The organism is Paenirhodobacter sp. YD-8 (genome assembly GCF_056590935.1).
In genome coordinates this window covers 125,590-144,186 of record NZ_CM152649.1, presented here as the reverse complement: position 1 = coordinate 144,186, position 18,597 = coordinate 125,590, and the positions used below count along the sequence as shown (strand labels likewise).

Annotated in this window: 18 protein-coding genes; 16 read left to right on the top strand and 2 right to left on the bottom strand. The window is 68.4% G+C overall.

The features are described 5' to 3' along the window. Nucleotides 1–28: 28 nt before the first annotated feature. The 4 genes from AC0QTQ_RS00660 to AC0QTQ_RS00645 all read left to right on the top strand — a co-directional run bounded on the left by AC0QTQ_RS00660 (nt 29) and on the right by AC0QTQ_RS00645 (nt 3,804). Nucleotides 29–1,114 carry a C4-dicarboxylate TRAP transporter substrate-binding protein gene (locus tag AC0QTQ_RS00660; protein ID WP_480257836.1) on the top strand — a complete coding sequence of 362 codons (1,086 nt, stop codon included), beginning with the start codon at nt 29–31 and terminating at the stop codon, nt 1,112–1,114. Then, nucleotides 1,115–1,630: a TRAP transporter small permease gene (locus AC0QTQ_RS00655; RefSeq protein WP_480257835.1), complete on the top strand. Its 516-nt coding sequence runs from the start codon at nt 1,115–1,117 to the stop codon at nt 1,628–1,630. An 83-nt stretch (nt 1,631–1,713) separates the two neighbouring features. Beyond that, on the top strand, nt 1,714–3,024 hold the full coding sequence (locus tag AC0QTQ_RS00650; RefSeq protein ID WP_480257834.1) for a TRAP transporter large permease: 1,311 nt from the start codon (nt 1,714–1,716) through the stop codon (nt 3,022–3,024). 3 nt (nt 3,025–3,027) lie between these two features. Then, on the top strand, nt 3,028–3,804 hold the full coding sequence (locus tag AC0QTQ_RS00645) for an SDR family NAD(P)-dependent oxidoreductase (protein ID WP_480257833.1): 777 nt from the start codon (nt 3,028–3,030) through the stop codon (nt 3,802–3,804). On the opposite strand, the gene AC0QTQ_RS00640 is transcribed toward AC0QTQ_RS00645, so the two are convergent. Continuing rightward, on the bottom strand, nt 3,794–5,536 hold the full coding sequence (locus AC0QTQ_RS00640) for a nitrilase-related carbon-nitrogen hydrolase (protein WP_480257832.1): 1,743 nt from the start codon (nt 5,534–5,536) through the stop codon (nt 3,794–3,796). The genes AC0QTQ_RS00645 and AC0QTQ_RS00640 overlap by 11 nt on opposite strands. A gap of 347 nt (nt 5,537–5,883) precedes the next feature. Between AC0QTQ_RS00640 and AC0QTQ_RS00635 the strand changes: the two genes are divergently transcribed. From AC0QTQ_RS00635 to AC0QTQ_RS00580, 12 genes are all read left to right on the top strand, one after another. Beyond that, nucleotides 5,884–7,119: an urea ABC transporter substrate-binding protein gene (locus AC0QTQ_RS00635; RefSeq protein WP_121534261.1), complete on the top strand. Its 1,236-nt coding sequence runs from the start codon at nt 5,884–5,886 to the stop codon at nt 7,117–7,119. A 21-nt stretch (nt 7,120–7,140) separates the two neighbouring features. Then, entirely contained in the window at nt 7,141–8,007 is an 867-nt protein-coding gene (locus AC0QTQ_RS00630) for a branched-chain amino acid ABC transporter permease (protein WP_113901945.1), read from the top strand. Nucleotides 8,008–8,020: 13 nt separating this feature from the next. Further along, nucleotides 8,021–9,049: an ABC transporter permease subunit gene (locus AC0QTQ_RS00625; protein WP_121534262.1), complete on the top strand. Its 1,029-nt coding sequence runs from the start codon at nt 8,021–8,023 to the stop codon at nt 9,047–9,049. After that, nucleotides 9,042–9,779 carry an ATP-binding cassette domain-containing protein gene (locus AC0QTQ_RS00620; protein ID WP_121534263.1) on the top strand — a complete coding sequence of 246 codons (738 nt, stop codon included), beginning with the start codon at nt 9,042–9,044 and terminating at the stop codon, nt 9,777–9,779. The genes AC0QTQ_RS00625 and AC0QTQ_RS00620 overlap by 8 nt, the downstream gene beginning before the upstream one ends. Beyond that, nucleotides 9,763–10,476, top strand: coding sequence for an ABC transporter ATP-binding protein (locus AC0QTQ_RS00615; RefSeq protein ID WP_121534264.1), 714 nt, complete (start codon nt 9,763–9,765; stop codon nt 10,474–10,476). Before AC0QTQ_RS00620 ends, AC0QTQ_RS00615 begins: the two co-directional genes overlap by 17 nt. Before the next feature lie 144 nt (nt 10,477–10,620). After that, nucleotides 10,621–12,135: an amidase gene (locus AC0QTQ_RS00610; RefSeq protein ID WP_480257831.1), complete on the top strand. Its 1,515-nt coding sequence runs from the start codon at nt 10,621–10,623 to the stop codon at nt 12,133–12,135. Between the two features lie 74 nt (nt 12,136–12,209). Further along, nucleotides 12,210–12,644: an urease accessory protein UreE gene (locus AC0QTQ_RS00605; RefSeq protein WP_480257830.1), complete on the top strand. Its 435-nt coding sequence runs from the start codon at nt 12,210–12,212 to the stop codon at nt 12,642–12,644. A gap of 14 nt (nt 12,645–12,658) precedes the next feature. Continuing rightward, nucleotides 12,659–13,309, top strand: a complete 651-nt coding sequence (locus AC0QTQ_RS00600; RefSeq protein WP_480257829.1) for an urease accessory protein UreF — start codon at nt 12,659–12,661, stop codon at nt 13,307–13,309. Between the two features lie 12 nt (nt 13,310–13,321). Next, nucleotides 13,322–13,996 (top strand): urease subunit beta, encoded by a 675-nt coding sequence (gene ureB / locus AC0QTQ_RS00595; protein ID WP_480257828.1) that lies wholly within the window; start codon nt 13,322–13,324, stop codon nt 13,994–13,996. Then, on the top strand, nt 13,993–15,696 hold the full coding sequence (gene ureC / locus AC0QTQ_RS00590; RefSeq protein ID WP_480257827.1) for an urease subunit alpha: 1,704 nt from the start codon (nt 13,993–13,995) through the stop codon (nt 15,694–15,696). Before ureB ends, ureC begins: the two co-directional genes overlap by 4 nt. After that, nucleotides 15,693–16,298, top strand: coding sequence for an urease accessory protein UreG (ureG, locus tag AC0QTQ_RS00585; protein ID WP_121534270.1), 606 nt, complete (start codon nt 15,693–15,695; stop codon nt 16,296–16,298). The genes ureC and ureG overlap by 4 nt, the downstream gene beginning before the upstream one ends. Nucleotides 16,299–16,309: 11 nt before the next feature. Next, nucleotides 16,310–17,074, top strand: a complete 765-nt coding sequence (locus tag AC0QTQ_RS00580; protein WP_480257826.1) for an urease accessory protein UreD — start codon at nt 16,310–16,312, stop codon at nt 17,072–17,074. Here the strand turns inward: AC0QTQ_RS00580 and AC0QTQ_RS00575 are convergent. Further along, nucleotides 17,071–18,522 (bottom strand): amidase, encoded by a 1,452-nt coding sequence (locus tag AC0QTQ_RS00575; protein ID WP_480257825.1) that lies wholly within the window; start codon nt 18,520–18,522, stop codon nt 17,071–17,073. The genes AC0QTQ_RS00580 and AC0QTQ_RS00575 overlap by 4 nt on opposite strands. Between the last annotated feature and the right edge of the window lie 75 nt (nt 18,523–18,597).

Below are 18,597 nucleotides of genomic sequence, written 5' to 3'. Positions count from 1 at the left end.
AGGAGCCCGGACAAAGGGAGGAGAAACCATGAAAAGACGTGATTTCCTGCGCACGAGCGGGGCGCTGGCCGGGGCCGGGATGCTGTCCGGCCTGCCGTTTGCGGCGGCAGCCGCGACGTCGCTCAAGTTCGACAGCTACGTGACCGAGACCGCCGGCCCCTCGTGGATCGACCGCTGGTTCCTCGACGAGCTGGAAAAGCGCTCGGGCGGCGAGGTCAAGGTGCGCCGCTACTGGGCGGGCAGCCTGAACAAGGTGGGCGAGCATCTGGGCGCGGTGCGCGACGGCACCTCCGAGATGACGCTGATCTCGCCCGGCTACTATCAGGCCGAGGTGCCGGTGACGCGCGGGCTCGAATGGTATTTCCGGGTCGACCGGGCGGACACGCTGCAGCTCGTCTGCCGCGACGTCTATGAGCAGTTCGCGCCGCTGCGTCAGGAATGGGAAGAGCGGCACCGCTGCAAGGTGCTGTACTGGACGAACTGGAACTATGCGCCGCTGGTGATGCGCGAGCCGATCACCTCGATCGAGGACATCAAGGGCAAGAAGATCCGCGGCTATGGCATCGCCACCGACGTGATCCAGCGCCTGGGCGGCGTTGCCGTGCCGATGGCCGCGGGCGAGGTCTATCAGGCGCTCGAACGCGGGGTGCTCGACGGGGTCTATGGTTTCGACTTCGTCACCGCCGTCGCCTACAAGCTGCACGAGATCGCGCCGAACTTCTACGACATCGGCGACGGCGCCCATGCGCCTGCGGTGACGGTGATGAACCGCGGCGTCTTCGAGGGGCTGTCGACCGCGAACCAGCAGATCTGCACCGATCTGGAAAACGAGCTCTATGGCGGAAAGTTCACCGAGATCTATGACCGGGTGCTGACCGATTACGTGAAGAAGGCGCTGGCCGAGGGGGCAAGGCTGCAATCCCTGCCCGAGGCCGAGAAGGCGAAGGCGCGGGCGCTGGTGCAGCCGGCCGAGACACAGCAATGGGTCGACACCGTCGCCACTCCGGCGGGCATCGACGGCGCCGCGATGCAGGCGCTGATCGACGCGGCGATCGCCAGGCACGCCCCCGCCGGCCGGCTGCGCCGCCCGGTCGAGATCGCGGCGGAGCTGTGAATGGAGCGGCTGAACCGCGCGCTCGAGCGGGTCTCGCACGGGCTGACCTGGGTGGCGCTCGCCTTCCTCGGCTTCATGATGGTGGCGATCACCGTCGATGTCGTCGCGCGCGCGCTGATCGGCAGCGCCGTGCCCGGGCTTTTCGAGATGACCGAGATGTCGATGGTGATGGTGGTCTTCATGGGGCTCGGCGCGACGCTGGTCGATGACGGCCACATCCGCGTCACGCTGATGACCGACGCCCTGCCGCTGCACCTGTCGCGGGGGCTGGCGGCGCTGGGCTGGATATTGGCGGCGCTGACCTTCCTGCTGCTGGCCTGGCCGGCGACGCTGGAGGCCGCCTATTCCTTCTCGATCCGCGAGTTCCGCTGGGGCTATTTCCACGTGCCGGTCTGGTGGGCAAAGATCGCCACCGCCTTCGGCCTGTGGTTCGCGGCGCTGCAGGCGCTGGTCCACGCGGCGATGATCGCCACCGGCCGGATCGCCCCCGACCCGCGCGAGAGCGCCTCCCACTGAGCCGGCGGACCGGTCTCCGGTCCGCCCCCCTCACCCGTCCCGCCCGCGCCATCCCGGCGCGGCGGGGTCGCATGGGACATGTCATGGACATCACACTGATTACACTTCTGGCCGTCGGGCTGATCTTCGTGCTGCTGGCGATCGGCACGCCGGTCTTTGCCGCGCTGGCACTCTCGGGCGCCTTCGGCATCATCATGAGCGAGGACCTGTCCTTCCTGCTCAGCCGGCTGAAATCGCTGCCCTTCTCCTCGGCCGCGAATTATTCGCTGACGGTCATCCCGCTGTTCATCCTGATGGGTGCCTTCGCGCATCAGGCGCAGGTCGGGCGGCGGCTGTTCCATGTCGCGAACAAGTGGGTGGGACACCTGCCGGGTGGGCTTGCCATGGCGGGGATCCTGACCTCGGCGGGCTTTGCCGCGACCTCGGGCTCGTCCGTCGCCACCGCGGCGACGGTGGGCGCCGTCGCCATCCCCGAGATGAAGCGCGCGGGCTATGACCCCCGCCTTGCCGCGGGATCGGTCGCGGCGGGGGGCGTGCTGGGCGTGCTGATCCCACCCTCGGTGCTGCTGATCTTCTATGCCGCGCTGACCGAGGTCTCGGCCGGCAAGATGCTGATCGCGGGCTTCGTGCCGGGCATCCTGACGACGATCGTCTTCATGGCGGGCACCGCGATCGTCTCGCGCCACAACATCGCCGCGCGCAGCCCGCGCGCCGGCTGGGGCGAGCGGCTGCGCGCCACCGGTCAGGCCTGGCAGGTGCTGGTGCTGTTCGTGATCGTGCTCGGCGGGATCTATCTCGGCCTCGTCACCCCGACCGAGGCGGGGGCGATCGGTGCGCTTGCGGCCTTCCTGATGCTGGTGTTCTCGCGCGAGGGGCGCCGGGGGCTGGGCGGACGGCTGCAGGAAAGCTTCCGCTCGACCACCACGACCACGGTGATGGTGCTGTTCACGATGATCGGGGCGGGCATCTTCAGCTATTTCCTGACCCTCGCCCAGGTGCCGCAGGCGGTGGCCGAGGCGATCGTCGGCAGCGGCGTGCCGCCGCTTCTGGTCGTCGGCATCCTGCTGCTGCTTTACGTGCCTCTGGGCATGTTCCTCGATGCCTTCTCGATGATGGTCATCACCCTGCCGATCATGTTCCCGACGGTGACGGGGCTCGGCTTCGATCCGATCTGGTTCGGCATCCTGTGCGTGAAGATGTGCGAGATCGGCCTCATCACCCCGCCGGTCGGGCTGAACTGCTTCGTCATCGCCGGCATCGACCGCGACACGCCGCTGTCCGACGTGTTCCGCGGCGCGCTGTGGTTCATCGCGATGGAGATGGTGACGGTGCTGATCCTGTTCTTCATCCCGGTCATCACCACCTGGCTGCCCGACACGATGATGGGGAGGTAAGAGATGGGCAATCGGCAAGAGGTGGCCCTGCTGACCGGCGCGGGCTCGGGCATCGGTCGCGCCGCGGCGCTGGAACTGGCCCGGCGGGGGGTGGCGATCGCGGTGACCGACCTGCGGGCAAAGGCGGCGCAGGCCGTCGCCGCCGAGATCCGCGCGCAGGGCGGCGTGGCGGTCGGGCTGGCGCTCGACGTCGCCGACCCGGCGGCGATCGAGGCGGCCTTCGACCGTGCCGAGGCAGAGCTTGGCGGTATCGACATTCTCGTCAACAGCGCCGGGCTGCTGATCGTCGAGCCGCTGCTCGGCCTTGCGCCGGAAAGCTGGCACAAGGTGATGGCGGTCAACGTCACCGGCACCTTCCTGTGCAGCCAGCGCGCCGGGCGCGGCATGGCGGCGCGCGGCCATGGCCGGATCGTCAACATCGCCTCGATCTCGGGGATGCGGGCGGGGGTCGGGCGCGCCGCCTATGGCACCTCGAAAGCGGCGATCATCGGCCTCACGCGGCAACTTGCGCTGGAACTCGGCCCGCTCGGCGTGACCGCGAACGCGATCGCGCCCGGGGTGATCGAGACGCCGATGACCATGGGCGCCTACAGCGAGGAGACCTGGGCGCGGGTGCTCGACATGGTGCCGGCGCGGCGCCGTGGCCTGCCCGCCGACATCGCCGAGGCGGCGGCCTATCTCGCCTCGGCGGGGGCAGGCTATGTCAACGGCGTCGTGCTGACCGTCGACGGCGGCTACATGGCCGCGGGGATGACGCAGACCGGCGCGCTCAGGGTCTGAGGCTGCCGTCCAGCACCAGCGGCAGGTAGTGGTGTGGCAGGCGCATGGTGACCAGATCCTTGCGCCGCACCACGGTCGAGGGATAGGGCGTGTCGGCATTCGTCAGGTCGATCGCCAGCGTCGCCAGCCCCTCGCCCTCGAGGATCGCGCTTTCCTGCCGTGGGAAGGCGAAGGTGTCGGCGCCGAAGATGCCGCTCGCCCCCGGGTTTCCGGCGCCCGGCACATTCGCGAAGACCAGATGCAGGTTGTTCTCGCCGCTGCGGGTGCGCAGCGCGTGCCAGTGCCAGGGATCGGCCGCCTTCGGGATCGGGAAGTTGTGCGGGATCGCGGTGCCGGCATGGGCGCCGGTGAAGCCGGGCGGCAGCGCGGCGGGGCAGGCGACGATGTCGCAGCCTGCAAGCGCCAGCACCCGCACGCTTTCGGGCAGCAGCGCATCGGTGCCGGTGAGCAGCCCGAGCCGGCCGAAGGGCAGATCGAACACCGCCCAGTCATCGCCTGCCGTGGCCCAGTCAAGATCCGCCTGCGAAAGGTGGATCTTGCGATAGACCCCCACCCGTCCCTCGGGGCCGGCCAGCACCACCGCGTTGTAAAGCCGCGCGCCCGCCCGCTCGGCAAAGCCCGTGACGATGTGCAGCCGGTGCCGCATCGCGATCCGGGTGAAGCGGTCGATCAGCGCGCCCTCGACGGGCTCGGCGCGTGCCGCCGGGTCGCGGGGGCCGGTCAGCGCAAGCTCGGGCAGCACCAGCAGCGCCGCCCCCGCGGCCTGCGCCTCGGCGGCGAAAGCCTCGATGTGGGCAAGGTTCGCGGCGCTGTCGTCACCGGGGGCGAATTGCGCGACGGCAAGCGTCGAGGCCCCGGCCCCGGGCAGCGGCTGATAGCCGTAAAGCCGGAAGTAATCGAGGGAGTTCCACGTGAAACTGTTCGTCATCAGCGTCTTGTAGAGCGCCGGGCGGCGCATCTCGAAGACCGGCTCGCCCAGCACCCGGCCGACACGGGCGCGGGCCGGGTCGATCAGGCCGGTGACGATCGCGTCGCCGGCATCGACCTGCGCCTCGACGCGGCCATCGGGGCCGATGATGCAGCTGCCGCCCGAGAACTGCACCGTGCGCTCGAGCCCCCAGCGGTTCGCCTCGACCACATAGCAGCCGTTCTCGAAGGCGCGGGTGATCCAGTAGGGCGCGGGGGTGCGCTCGGCCAGCCAGTTCGAGATGTGGCAGATCACATCGGCGCCGGCGAGGGTTTCAAGCCGCACCGTCTCGAAGAAATGCAGGTCCATGCAGATCAGGATCGCGATCCGCCCGATCGGCGTGTCGAAGACCTGATGCGCGATGTCGCCCGAGGCCGCCCATTTCGGTTCCGAGATATAGGGGTGTGACTTGCGGTGCGTGCCGATCACCCCCTCGGGCCCGATCAGCGCGGCGCTGTTGTAATAGAGGTCGGTGACCGGATCGACCTCGGGCATCCCCACGACGATATAGCAGTCATGCGCCGCGGCGATCTCGCGGAAGCGTTCGGTCGTCGGGCCGGGGATGGTCTCGACCTCCGAGGCGACCTCGGCGCGGTCGTACCAGCAATAGCCGGTCGTCCCCATCTCGGGCGTCACGATCAGCCGCGCCCCGCCCTGCGCCGCCTCGCGGCACATCCGGGCAAGCGCGGCGATGTTCGCCTCCTTCGCGAACATCGTCGGTTCGAACTGGATCGAGGCGACCTTGAAGGGGGCTGGCGCGGGCATGGCGGATCTCCGAAAGCTGGGGCTCCGGCCGGAAAGCTCTGTGAGGGATGGGGCCGGATTCCTGAAAAATATTGAAATGGAAAGTATCTAGACGCAAGAGGCAAATCTGTGCCGCCGCATCCCCGCGGCGGACAGAGTCCTGACCGATCCGACCTGTTTCCGGCGGATTCGGCAGAGATTCGAGGGCATTTCGGCAGATTGGCGATGCGAAACCAGCCATCAGCCCCCGGATTCAGGTTAAATATTGGGCGAAATCCATAAATCTCGCCAATTATCAGCTTTCGATATTTGATAATTCAATGAATCTGCCTTTGATCGAGCATCCGTTTCCAACAGGGGCTCTCGAAATGACCAAGCTCAGCCGACGCAACTTCCTCTACACGACGGGCGCCGCAGCGGCCGCGACGCTTGCCTCGCCGCTCGTGGCCCGCGCGGGCACCGACACGATCAAGGTCGGCGGTCTGCACGACCTCTCGGGGGCGCTCGATTCCACCGGTGTGCCGATGAACCAGGTGTTCCAGCTCGCGATCAAGGAGATCAACGACGCGGGCGGGCTCTTGGGCAAGCAGGTCGAGGCGGTGATCTACGACCCGCAGTCGAACATGTCGCTCTATTCGCAATACGCGACCCAGCTCGCGCTGAAGGACAAGGTCGACGTGGTCATGGGCGGCATCACCTCGGCCAGCCGCGAGACGATCCGGCCGATCTTCCACCGCTACAACACCTTCTACTTCTACAACACGCAGTATGAAGGTGGCGTGTGCGACCGCAACGAGATCACGCTGGGCACCACCCCCGCGCAGACGGTCAAGCGCGTGATCCCCTATGCGATGAACCTCTACGGCAAGAAGGTCTACACCGTCGCCGCCGACTACAACTATGGCCACATCACCGCGGCCTGGGTGAAGCGCTATGTCGAGGAGAACGGCGGCGAGGTGATCGCGACCGAGTTCTTCCCGCTCGACGTGGCGCAGTTCGGCTCGACGATCTCGAAGATCCAGGGCGCGAAGCCCGATTTCGTGCTCTCGGCGATGGTCGGCACCTCGCACCTCGGCTTCTATCGCCAGTGGGCGGCGGCCGGGATGAAGAGCCAGATCCCGATCGTCTCCACCGTCTACGGCGCCGGCGGCACCGAGCAGGTGATCCTGACGCATGAGGAATCGGACGGCATCATCGCCTCGTTCGGCTATTTCGAGGCGATCGACAACCCGACCAACAAGGCCTTCCTCGAGAAGGTCGCGCAGGAATACCCGGACAAGAAATGGGTGATGTCGGAGATTTCCGAAGTCACCTACGAGGGCATGAAGATCTGGGCCGACGCGGTGAAGGAAGCCGGCTCGACCAAGCGCGACGCGCTGCTCGAGGTGCTGACCTCGGGCAAGACCTACGACATGCCGGCGGGCAAGGTGAAGATCGACCCCAAGACCCAGCATGCGGTGCGCGACGTCTATATCGCCACCTGCAAGGACGGCGTCTTCGGCATCAACGAGACCTTCCCGGATTCGCAGCCCGAAGACACCCAGATGGTGTGCGACCTGATCAAGGATCCGAAGTCGAACACCCAGTACGAAATCAGCCTGTAAGCTGAAAGGCGGAGCACCGACATGGATTACACACTCGTTGTCGCGCTCGAGATGATCCGGGCCATCGCCTGGCTCGTGCTGCTGGCCTCGGGCCTTGCGATCATCTTCGGCATGATGCGCATCATCAACTTCGCCCATGGCGAGTTCCTGATGCTGGGCGGCTATACCGTCGTCATCTCGACCAATGCCGGCGTCAACGAGTGGGTGTCCATCCTGATCCTCGCTCCCGTCGTGGTGGGGGTGTTCGGCATCATCGTGGAGCGACTGGTGATCCAGCGGCTCTACGGGCGCATCCTCGACAGCCTGCTGGCCACCTGGGGGCTGTCGATGCTGATGATGGGCGGCGTCACGATGATCTTCGGCAATACCGTGCAGGGGGTCTCGACGCCGTTCGGCGGCATGAAGATCGGCGCCTATCAGGTGCCGATCTACAACTTCGTGCTGATCGGCTTTGCCGTGCTGGTGCTGGTGGCGATCTGGTGCGTGCTGAAATTCACCAAGGCCGGGCTGATCGCCCGCGCCACGATGCAGAACGCCGACATGGCCGAGGCGCTCGGCATCCGCACCCGCTGGGTCTACATGACCACCTTCGGCATCGGCTCGGCGATCACCGGGCTCGCGGGCGGGCTGCTCGCCCCGGTCACCGGCGTGGTGCCGACGATGGGGATGAACCTGGTGGGGCAGAGCTTCATCACCGTCATCACCGGCGGCGCCTCGGTGATCGCGGGCACGCTGTCCTCGGCGACGCTGCTCGGCACGATCAGCCAGGGCGTCACCTTCCTGACCGGCCCCGTCTATGGCGATGCGGCGCTTCTGGTCACCGCGCTCGTCCTGCTGCGCCTGCTGCCGCAAGGCATCACCGGCCGCATCTTCAAACGTTCCCTCTGAGGAGACCCAGCAGATGGAGAAATCCGTACTCCGGGACCCCGGCTTCTACGTGATGGTCGCGATCGGCCTTGCGGCGATGCTGATCCTGCCGGTGGTGCTCGACATGTTCACCATCATGCAGATCACCCAATATGTGGTGCTGGCCGTGTTCGCGCTGTCGCTCGGCTACATCTGGGGTTTCGGCGGCATCCTGAGCTTTGGTCAGGCCGCCTTCTTCGGGCTCGGCGCCTATACCTTCGCCGTCGCCGCGATCAACATCGGCGAGACCACCATTCCGCTGATCCTCGCCTTCGCGATCCCTTGCCTCTTCGGCGCGGCGCTGGGCTATTTCATCTTCTACGGCCGGCTGTCGGACGTTTACCTCGGCGTCGTCACGATGGTGGTCACGCTGCTGTTCTGGAAGCTCGCGAACCACACCGCCGGCCCCGAATACGCGATCGGCGAGGCGCGGCTTGGCGGCTTCAACGGTATCCCCTCGATCCCGGTGATGAACATCCCGGGCGAGCCCGAGGCGATGCTCGACCCGGTGCAGATGTTCCAGGTCTTCATGGGCTTCCTGATCGTCGTCTACATCGTGCTGCGGCTGCTGATCGCCTCGGACTTCGGTCGCGTCTCGATCGGCATCCGCGAGAACGAGACCCGCGCCTCGCTGCTCGGCTATGACGTGCGGCGCCACAAGCTGGTGGTCTTTGCCATCGGCTCGGGCATCGCCGGGCTCGCCGGCGCGATGTGGGCCACCTATCAGGCCTTCATCGACCCCAATGCCTTCTCGATGGAGATGTCGGCCAAGGCGCTGGTCTGGGTGATGGCGGGCGGCGTCGGCACGCTGGTCGGCCCGATCATCGGGGTGATCCTGTTGCAATGGCTGACGCTCAAGCTTGGCACGATGGAACTGCTGAACAGCCTCGCCGTCCTTGGCGCGATCATGATGGTGCTGGTGCTGGCCCTGCCCAAGGGCATCGTGCCGACGCTGCGCAAGCTGATCGTCGATGGCTGGACCCTGGCGCGGCGGAAGAAGACCGGAGGCAAGGCCGATGAGTGACTGGACGAACATCCTCGAGACCCGCGGCCTGACGATGCAGTTCGGCGGCGTCACCGCGGTCGACGAGGTCGATTTCACCTTGCGCGACGGCGAGCTGCGCTGCCTGCTGGGGCCGAACGGCGCGGGCAAGTCGACCTTCTTCAAATGCCTCACCGGCCAGCTGATCCCGACCCGCGGCAGCGTCACCTTCAAGGGCGAGGACATGACCGGGTGGAACACCCATGACATCGTCAACCTCGGCATCGGCATCAAGACGCAGATGCCGAACGTGTTCGACGGGGTCTCGGTCTATGAGAACGTCCGGCTGTCCTCGCGGCGCAAGCACATGGCGGCGCAGGCGAAGGAGCTGGCCGAGAAGACGCTCGAGCGCTGTGGCATCACCCATCTGGCGAAGCGCGAGGTGGGCACTCTCTCGCACGGCCAGCGCCAGCTTGTGGAACTGGCGATGGTGCTGGCGGCCGAGCCGGCGCTGATCCTGCTCGACGAGCCCGCCGCCGGCATGACCGGCGAGGAGCGCGACCGGCTGGCGCGGCTGGTGCTGGAATCGGCGCGCTCGGCGGCGGTGATCGTGGTCGAGCACGACATGGTCTTCATCCGGCAGATCGCGAAATTCGTCACCGTCTTCAACCGCGGCGCGATCTTCCGCGAGGCGATGATCGACGAGATCATGGCCGACCGCGAGGTTCAGGAAATCTATCTGGGGAAACAGGCCAATGTCGCATCTGCTTGAAGTCTCCGGCCTGTCGGCCGCCTACGGGCTGGTCCCGGCGCTGCACCGGGTCGATTTTCACGCCGATCGCGGCGAGGTGGTCGGCATTCTCGGCCACAACGGCATGGGCAAGACCACGCTGATGCGCGCGATCATGGGCTATGTGAAGGTCACCGGCGGCGAGATCCGCTTCGAGGACACGTCCGTCCTCGGCCAGCCGGTCAACGCCCGCGCCCGCGCCGGCATCGGCCTGGTGCCGCAGGGCCGGCAGATCTTCCCGAACCTGAGCGTCGAGGAAAACCTGCAGGTCGGCATCCCCGGCAAGGCGGCTGTCGTCGCGCAGACCGTCGAGGAGATGCTCGAGCTTTTCCCCCGGCTCAAGCGTCTTCTCGACCGGCGCGGCGGCGCGCTCTCGGGCGGCGAGCAACAGCTTCTGGCGCTGGCGCGCTGCCTGTGCCGGCGGCCGAAGCTGATGCTGCTCGACGAACCGACCGAGGGGATCCAGCCCTCGATCATCGACGAGATCTCGGAAACGCTCGCGGCGCTGACGCAGAAGGTCGACATCACCATCGTCCTCGTCGAGCAGAACCTCGAGTTCATCGCAGGCCTGTCGAAGCGCGTCTACGCGATCTCGAACGGCGTGCTTGAGAAGGAGATCCCGCGCGCGGAGCTGACCGACTCGCGGTCGGTCAGCGCCTTCATGGGCTTCACCGCCTGACGGAGACCCGCCGCGGCGGATCCCCAGCCCTGACACCTGTCTTCCTTCCTTTCGCGATGGTCGCGGAAGGGAACGATCCCGTGCGGCCGTGCCGCATGCAACTGCCCGCGTGGCCGTGCCGCGCAAACCCGAAGGAGTTCCCCCATGGCAGTCAGACTTCCGAACGACGCCCAGATCGCGGATGTGGCCGAAAGGATCGGCCTCAGCCTCTCGCCCGAGGACGTGTCCTCGGTCAAGGGGCTGCTCGGCGGCTATGTCGCCGCCTACAACAAGGTCGACCGGATGATCGACCCGCTGCCCGTGGTGAAATACCCGCGCACGCCGGGCGTGCAGCCGCCGAAGGCCGAGAACCCGCTCAACGCGTGGTATGTGAAGTCGACCGTTCCCGGCGCGCCCGAGGGCAAGCTGAAGGGCAAGACCGTGGTCCTGAAGGACAACGTCATGCTGGCCGGCGTGCCGATGATGAATGGCTCCTCGACGCTCGAGGGCTATATCCCGAACGTCGACGCGACGCTGGTCACCCGGCTGCTCGATGCCGGCGCGACGATCGTCGGCAAGGCGCATTGCGAATGCTTCTGCATGTCCTGCGGCAGCCACACCTCGGCGCTTGGCCCGGTGTGCAACCCCTATGACCCGAGCCGCTCGGCCGGCGGCTCGTCCTCGGGCTCGGCGGTGCTGGTCTCGAAGGGCGAGGTCGACATGGCGATCGGCGGCGACCAGGGCGGCTCGATCCGCATGCCCTCGGCCTTCTGCGGCACCGTCGGCATGAAGCCCACCCACGGCCTCGTGCCCTATACCGGCGTGGTGCCGATCGAGATCACCGTCGACCATGCCGGCCCGATCACCAAGACCGTCGCCGACAGCGCGCTGATGCTCGAGGTGCTGGCCGGCCCCGACGGCTATGACTGCCGCCAGATCGGGGTGAAGACCGCGCCCTACACCGAGGCGCTCGGCAAGCCGGTGAAGGGGATGAAGGTCGCCCTGCTGAAGGAGGGCTTCGGCCATCCGCAATCCGAGGCGGCGGTCGACGACAAGGTCCGCGCCGCGGCGAAGCGGCTCGAGGCGCTCGGCGTGATCGTCGAGGAGGTCTCGATCCCGATGCACCTCGACGGGCCCGACATCTGGACCCCGATCGGCCTGCAGGGGCTGATGCAGACGATGATGCTGGGCGACGGCTATGGCACCTCGCGGCAGGATCTTTACGTCACCAGCTTCATGGATGTCCATCGCGGCTGGCGCGAGCGGGCGGACGAGCTGTCCGAGACGCTCAAGCTTGCGATGATCTTCGCGCAGTTCGCCGATGACGAATACGGCAAGCGCTTCTACGGCAAGGCGCACAACCTGACCTATGCGCTGCGGGCGGCCTATGACGCGGTGCTTGCGGATTACGATGCGCTGCTGATGCCGACGGTGCCGAAGGTGGCGACGCCGCTGCCGGGCCCCGATGCCTCGCGCGAGGAGATCATCGCGCGCGGCTTCGACATCCTGCCCAACACCGCGCCCTTTGACATCTCGCATCACCCGGCGCTGTCGGTGCCCTGCGGCATGGTCGACGGCCTGCCGGTGGGGATGATGCTGGTCGGCAAGCTCTGGGACGAAAGCACGCTCTACACCCTGGGCGATGCCTTCGAGAAATCGGGCGACTGGAAATCGTTCTGAGCAACGCCCCGCCCCGGTCACCATGCCGGGGCGGGCCCACGAAAGGACAGCGGATGACGGGAGAGGGGCCATTGATGCTCGACCGGATCCTCGGCCAGGCCGACGAGGAACCCTGGACCGAGATGCTGCATGCGCTCGACCATCTGGGCGGGCTCGAGACCGTGGCGATCCCCGAGGCCGAGGCCGGGCGCAAGCGCATCCGCCTGACCACCGACCGCGGCCGCGACTGCGCCATTGCCCTGCCGCGCGCGCAGAAGCTGACCGATGGCGCGGTGCTCTACTGCCGCGACGGCATGGCGATCGTGGCGCGGATCGACGGCGGCGCGCGGCTGCGGCTGGTGCCGCATTCGCTGGGCGATGCGCTGCGGCTGGGTCACTGGTGCGGCAACCTGCACTGGAAGGTGGTCTTCGGCGAGGGCTGGATGGATGTCATCCTCGACGGGCCCGAGGCGCGTTATCGCGACCGGCTGCGCGATCTTGCGATGCTTGCGCGGTTCGACATCGGATGAGCGCGGAGGCGGGCATGATGCCGCTGGTGCGGGCGATGCAGCTTGCCGACAGCGGATTTCCAAGCGGCGTCTTCGCCTTTTCCTGGGGGCTGGAAAGCGCGCTGGCCGATGGTCGGGTCGACCGGCACAGCCTGTCGGGCTGGGTTCTGGCGGAGCTGCAGGGGCGCTGGCACGGCTTCGACCGGCTGGCGCTGGCGGGCGGGTTCCGCGCCACCGGGGCCGCGCTTGGCGACTGGTTCGCCACCATCGACAGGCTGATGCCCGTCGAGCGGCTGCGCGGCGCCTCGGTGCAGGCGGGCGAGGCGCTGTTCGCCGCGGCGCGCGCGCTGCGGATCGGGCTCGACCCCGCGGCGCGCGCGGCCGAGCGTGCGGGGCTTGGCCATTTCGCCGTGGCGCATGGCCATTTCCTCGCGGTCTCGGGGCTCGATCTGGCGGCGGCGCTCGCCGTCTCGGCGCTGGCGATGGCGCGGGGCTGTTTCTCGGCCGCGGTGCGGCTGGGCGCCATCGGGGCGATCGCGATGCAGCGCGAGCTTGCCGCCCTTGCCCCCCGGATCGCCGCCCTTGCCGCCGACCTGCCCGCGCCCGGCACCCTGCCCGCGGGCTTTTCGCCGCTGTCCGACATCGCGCTGATGCGGCCGCGCGACGGGCGGCTGTTCATCAACTGAGCGGAGGACGGAATGCACCTGACCCCAACCGAAACCGAGCGGCTGACGATCTTCACCGCGGCCGAGCTGGCCCGCCGCTATGTCCGACTGGGCATCCGGCTCTCGCATCCCGAGGCGGTGGCGCTGATCGCCGACGAGTTGCTGACCGTGGCGCGGCAGGGTCTGACCCATGCCGAGATCGTCAGCCATGCCGCCACCGTGCTGACCGCCGAGCAGGTCGAGCCGGGCGTGGCGAGCCTGCTCAACACCTTCTCGGTCGAGGTCTCGATGGCCGAAGGCACCAAGCTCGTCACCGTCTTCGACCCGATCCAGCCCGCGCCGGGCGAGATCCGCCCGGGCGAGGTGATCGCCGCCGAGGGCGAGATCGAGCTGAACGCCGGCCGCCCCTCCCGCGTGCTGCGCGTGCTGAACACCGGCGACCGCACCATCCAGGTGCGCAGCCACGCGCATTTTTTCGAGGTCAACCGCGCGCTCTCCTTCGACCGCGCGGCGGCCTTCGGGATGCGGCTCGACCGGCCCTCGGGCGGTGGCGAGCGCTTCGATCCCGGCATCGAGAAGGAGGTCACGCTCGTCCCCTATGGCGGGTTGCAGGTGGTGCACGGTTTTGCCGGGCTGACCGAGGGCCCGGTCGAGGGCGGGCGCGAGGCCGCGATGGCCCGCGCACAGGCGAAAGGGTATCTCGGATGAGGATTTCGCGCGCGGACTATGCCCGCCTTTACGGCCCCACCGCGGGCGACATGGTGCGGCTTGGCGACACCTCGCTTCTGGCCGAGATCGAATGCGACCACACCCAGTATGGCGACGAGCTGACCACCGGCGCCGGCAAGGCGATGCGCGACGGCGAGGGGTTCCGCACCAGCGGCACCGCGGCCTCGGGCGCGCTCGACATGGTGATCCAGAACGCGGTGATCCTCGATGCGGAACTCGGCATCGTGAAGGGCGACATCGGCATTCGCGCGGGCCGCATCGTCGGCATCGGCAAGGCCGGCAACCCCGACATCATGGATGGCGTCGACCCCGACCTCGTCACCGGGCCGAACACCACCGTGGTGCATGGCGACAATCATTTCGTCACCGCCGGCGCGATCGAGGCGCATGCGCATTTCCTGTCGCCGCAGCAGGCCTGGCACGCGCTCGCCGGTGGCACGACGACGATGATCGGCATGTCGCCGGGGCCGAATTTCGACGTCAGCTGCTCGGGGCCGCACACGCTCGGCCGGCTGATCCAGGCGGCGGACGAATTCCCGCTGAACTTCGGCTTTCTCGGCCGTGGCAACTCGAACCCCGACGCGGTCACCGAAAGCGTCGCGGGCGGGGCGCTTGGCGTGAAGATCCACGAGGATTTCGGCGCCTCGCCGGCGGTGCTCGACGGCGCGTTGCGGGCGGCGGATGCGGCCGATTTCTCGGTCCATCTGCACACCGACACGATCAACGAATTCGGCTTCTATCAGGACACGATGGCCGCCATCGCCGGGCGCACCATCCACATGTATCACACCGAGGGCGCGGGTGGCGGCCATGCCCCCGACATCCTGGCGGTGAACGGGTTCGAGAACGTCCTGCCCTCCTCGACCAACCCGACCAACCCCTTCACCCTGCCCGCGCTCGAGGAAGGCGTGCCGATGACGATGCTCGCCCATATGATGAGCTTCGATCTGCTCGAGGATGTGGCCTTCGCCGAGGCGCGGATCCGGCCGCAGTCGATGGCGGCCGAGGATCTGCTGCACGACATGGGCGCGATCTCGATCTTCGCCACCGACACCCAGGGCATGGGGCGGCTGGCCGAGAACGTCGCGAAATGCTGGCAGCTTGCCTCGGTGATGAAGGACCGCATCGGCCGCCTGCCCGGGGAAAGAACCGCGCGCGCCGACAACGAGCGGATCCTGCGCTATCTGGCGAAATACACGATCAACCCGGCGATCGCGGCGGGGATCGACCACGAGGTCGGCTCGATCGCACCGGGCAAGATGGCCGATATCGTGCTGTGGCCCTTCGCCTTCTTCGGCGCGAAACCCGATCTGGTGATCAAGGGCGGCACCATCGTCTGGGCGACGATGGGCGACGGCAACGGCTCCTTCGCCGGCGCGCAGCCGCAGATCCATCGGCCGATGTGGGGCGCGCTTGGCAGCGCGAAACACCGGTTGGGCGTCACCTTCGTCTCGCGGCTGGCGATCGAGGCGGGCACCCATGCGCGGCTCGGCGTGCTGAAGGATTTCGTGCAGATCCGCTCGGTGCGCGGGCTCGGCAAGCGCGACATGCTGCGCAACGCCGCGCTGCCCGATGTGCAGGTCGATCCGCAGACCTTTGCGGCCACCGCGGACGGCGTGCCGCTGGTGGTGGAACCGGCCCGCGAGGTGCCGCTGGCGCGGAGGTATTTCCTGCGATGACCGCGGCACGGGTGGGGATCGGCGGGCCGGTGGGCTCGGGCAAGACGGCGCTGATCGAGGCGATGCTGGGCGAGCTGGCGCGTCAGGGCATCGACACGGCGGTGATCACCAATGATCTGGTGACCGACGAGGATGCCGAGCGGCTGCGTCGCGGCGGGCAATTGCCGCCCGACCGGGTGCGCGCGGTGCAGGCGGGGGCCTGTCCGCACACGGTGATCCGCGAGGACCCGACGCTGAACATGGCCGCGGCCGACCGGCTCGAGGCCGACTATCCCGGGCTCGACCTGATCTTGCTGGAATCGGGGGGCGACAACCTTGCCTCGACCTTCTCGCCGGACCTGGTCGATTTCTGGATGTTCGTGATCGACGTGGCGGGGGGCGACGACATTCCGCGCAAGAAGGGGCCGGGCATCGTGCAATCGAACCTTCTGGTGATCAACAAGGTCGATCTTGCGCCGCATGTCGGCGTCGATTTCCCGAAGATGCTGGCCGAGGCGCAGGCGGTGCGCGGTGGTGCTCCGGTGCTGGCCACGGTCTGCCGCCGTGGCGAGGGCGTGGCCGAGGTCGTCGCCCATCTGCGCCACGAGGTGCTGTTCAAGTGAGGGGCGAGGACGTGGCCGCGCGGCCCCAGCTGTCGCTGCGCTTCGGGTGCGCGGCGGACGGCGGCACGGCGCTGCTTGCGCGTCATGTCGAATGGCCCTGGTCGCTGCCGCGCGGCTATCGGCGGGCGGGGGTGACCGGGCCGCTCACGGTGTTGCCGCAATGCGCGGGGGCGGCGCTGCTGCCGGGCGACCACTGGCGCCACCAGGTCACGTTGCAGCCCGGCGCGCGGGTCGATCTGGTCAGTGCGGGCGCGCTTCTGGTCCATGCCGACCGGGGCGCGCCGCGGCCTGCACGGTCTGACTGGGCCTTTCACGTCGCCGCGGGGGCGGTGCTGCGGCAGATGCCCGACCCGACCGTGCTGATGCCCGGCGCGCAGCTCGCGCAGGAGGTCGAGCTTTGCCTCGAGCCCGGTGCGGTCGCGATCCTGTTCGACGGGTTTTGCCGCCAGACCCCCACCGCGCCCGCGGCCGGTGGCGGTTGGCACTCGGCACTGCGGGTCACCGACCCGGCCGGGCGGGTGCTGGTGCACGACCGGCAGGCGGTGGACGAGGCCGGGCTGATCGCGCTTGCCGCCCTGCCGGGGCGGGCGGCGGCCTTTGGCTCGGTCACCCTGCTTGGCCACGACGATCTGGCCGAGGGGCCGCTCGATCTGCCCGGCGCCTATGCCGCCGCGGCGCGGCTGCGCGGCGGGCTGGGCACGGCGATCCGCATCGCGGCGGAGAGCGGAGGCGCGCTTGATCGCGCCTTCCGCCTGCTGCGCGACCGCCTCGCCTAGCCGCGGAACGGCGCAAGATCGGGGCGGCGGGTGTGCCAGTCGGTCACCCGCTGGAAGGCGGCACCGGCGCGGAACAGCGTGGCCTCGCCCAGCGCATGCCCGACCAGCTGGAAGCCGATCGGCGCGCCGCGGCGGTCGAAGCCGCCGGGCAGGGTCAGCGCCGGGCGGCCGGTGAAATCGGCGGGCGCGGTGAACTTCAGCAGATCGCCGAGGTTCTCGTCGCTTTCGCCGGCCGAGGGCGCGGCATAGATGTTGTCAAGCTCGGCCACCGGCGCGGTGGTGACCGGCAACAGCACCATGTCGAGCCCGTGCATCGCCCGCGCCACCGCACCGTTGTAGACCAGCCGCCACTGCATCGCCGCGCCGACCTCTTTCGCCGAAAGCCCGTGGCCGTAATCGAGCAGCGCGGTCAGGTGCGGCGCATAGCCCGCGCGCTGTTCCGGGAAGCGGCCGGCATGGGCCAGCGCCACCTCGATCGCGCAGAGCACCGACCACTGGTCGGTGGCGTCGGCGGGCCAGGGGAAGGCGATGGGGACGATCTCGGCGCCAAGCGCCTCGAAGGCGGCGATGGCGTCGGCGATCACCGCCGCCGTCTCGGGCGCCACGTTTTCAAGCACCGCGGCGCGGTCGATGCCGATCCGCAGGCCGCGGACCGGACCGGCGCAGGCGGCAAGGTAATCGGGCACCGGGTCAAGGAGCGCCGTCGGGTCGGCGGGGTCGGCCCCGGCGATCACCGACAGGATCGCGGCGCAATCGGCGGCGCTGCGTGCCATCGGCCCGACATGGTCGAGACTGTCGGCGAGCGCAAAGACCCCGGCGCGGCTGACCCGGCCCCAGGTGCCCTTCATCCCGGTGATGCCGCAGGCGGCCGAGGGGAAGCGGATCGAGCCGCCGGTGTCCGAGCCGAGCGCGCCGAAGCACAGCCCCGCCGCGACCGAAACCCCCGAGCCCGAAGACGACGACCCCGCCCAGCAGGCCGGGTTCCAGGGGTTCTTCGGCACCGCCATCTCGGGGTGGTGGCCCGAATAGGCGCCCTCGGTCATGCCGAGCTTGCCCAGCATCACCGCCCCGGCCTGTTCAAGCCGCGTGGTGACGGTGGCGTTGCGCCCGGTCGCATTGTCGCGCAGCAGCGCAAGCCCGGCCGAGGTGGGGGCGAAATCGGTCTCATACAGGTCCTTGAGCGCGAAGGGCACGCCGTGCAGCGGCCCGCGGTCGAGCCCCTTCGCCCGTTCCTCGGTGGCGATCCGCGCCGCCTCGAGCGCATGCTCGCGGGTCAGCGTGAGATAGGCATTCAGCGCCGGATCGACCGCGTCGATGCGGTCAAGCACCGCCTCGGTCACCTCGAGCGGGCTGGCCGCGCCCGAGGCGATCAGCGCCCGCGTCTCGAGCAGCGAAAGATCGGGGATTTCCCGCGTCGACAGGTCGACGGCCGTGCAATATGCGTTCATGACAGACCCAATTTGTTGCTTTTCAATTAGTAGAAAAGTAAACAAACAACATATCAATCAAATAGCGGATCTTGC

What these genes read in the sequence shown, in the direction of transcription:
- ureB (WP_480257828.1), top strand. Translation starts at nt 13,322, where the DNA reads ATGCACCTGACCCCAACCGAAACCGAGCGGCTGACGATCTTCACCGCG.
- AC0QTQ_RS00660 (WP_480257836.1), top strand. Translation starts at nt 29, where the DNA reads ATGAAAAGACGTGATTTCCTGCGCACGAGCGGGGCGCTGGCCGGGGCC.
- AC0QTQ_RS00625 (WP_121534262.1), top strand. Translation starts at nt 8,021, where the DNA reads ATGGAGAAATCCGTACTCCGGGACCCCGGCTTCTACGTGATGGTCGCG.
- AC0QTQ_RS00615 (WP_121534264.1), top strand. Translation starts at nt 9,763, where the DNA reads ATGTCGCATCTGCTTGAAGTCTCCGGCCTGTCGGCCGCCTACGGGCTG.
- AC0QTQ_RS00600 (WP_480257829.1), top strand. Translation starts at nt 12,659, where the DNA reads ATGATGCCGCTGGTGCGGGCGATGCAGCTTGCCGACAGCGGATTTCCA.
- AC0QTQ_RS00650 (WP_480257834.1), top strand. Translation starts at nt 1,714, where the DNA reads ATGGACATCACACTGATTACACTTCTGGCCGTCGGGCTGATCTTCGTG.
- AC0QTQ_RS00635 (WP_121534261.1), top strand. Translation starts at nt 5,884, where the DNA reads ATGACCAAGCTCAGCCGACGCAACTTCCTCTACACGACGGGCGCCGCA.
- AC0QTQ_RS00620 (WP_121534263.1), top strand. Translation starts at nt 9,042, where the DNA reads ATGAGTGACTGGACGAACATCCTCGAGACCCGCGGCCTGACGATGCAG.
- AC0QTQ_RS00655 (WP_480257835.1), top strand. Translation starts at nt 1,115, where the DNA reads ATGGAGCGGCTGAACCGCGCGCTCGAGCGGGTCTCGCACGGGCTGACC.
- ureC (WP_480257827.1), top strand. Translation starts at nt 13,993, where the DNA reads ATGAGGATTTCGCGCGCGGACTATGCCCGCCTTTACGGCCCCACCGCG.
- AC0QTQ_RS00610 (WP_480257831.1), top strand. Translation starts at nt 10,621, where the DNA reads ATGGCAGTCAGACTTCCGAACGACGCCCAGATCGCGGATGTGGCCGAA.
- AC0QTQ_RS00575 (WP_480257825.1), bottom strand. Translation starts at nt 18,522, where the DNA reads ATGAACGCATATTGCACGGCCGTCGACCTGTCGACGCGGGAAATCCCC.
- ureG (WP_121534270.1), top strand. Translation starts at nt 15,693, where the DNA reads ATGACCGCGGCACGGGTGGGGATCGGCGGGCCGGTGGGCTCGGGCAAG.
- AC0QTQ_RS00645 (WP_480257833.1), top strand. Translation starts at nt 3,028, where the DNA reads ATGGGCAATCGGCAAGAGGTGGCCCTGCTGACCGGCGCGGGCTCGGGC.
- AC0QTQ_RS00640 (WP_480257832.1), bottom strand. Translation starts at nt 5,536, where the DNA reads ATGCCCGCGCCAGCCCCCTTCAAGGTCGCCTCGATCCAGTTCGAACCG.
- AC0QTQ_RS00630 (WP_113901945.1), top strand. Translation starts at nt 7,141, where the DNA reads ATGGATTACACACTCGTTGTCGCGCTCGAGATGATCCGGGCCATCGCC.
- AC0QTQ_RS00605 (WP_480257830.1), top strand. Translation starts at nt 12,210, where the DNA reads ATGCTCGACCGGATCCTCGGCCAGGCCGACGAGGAACCCTGGACCGAG.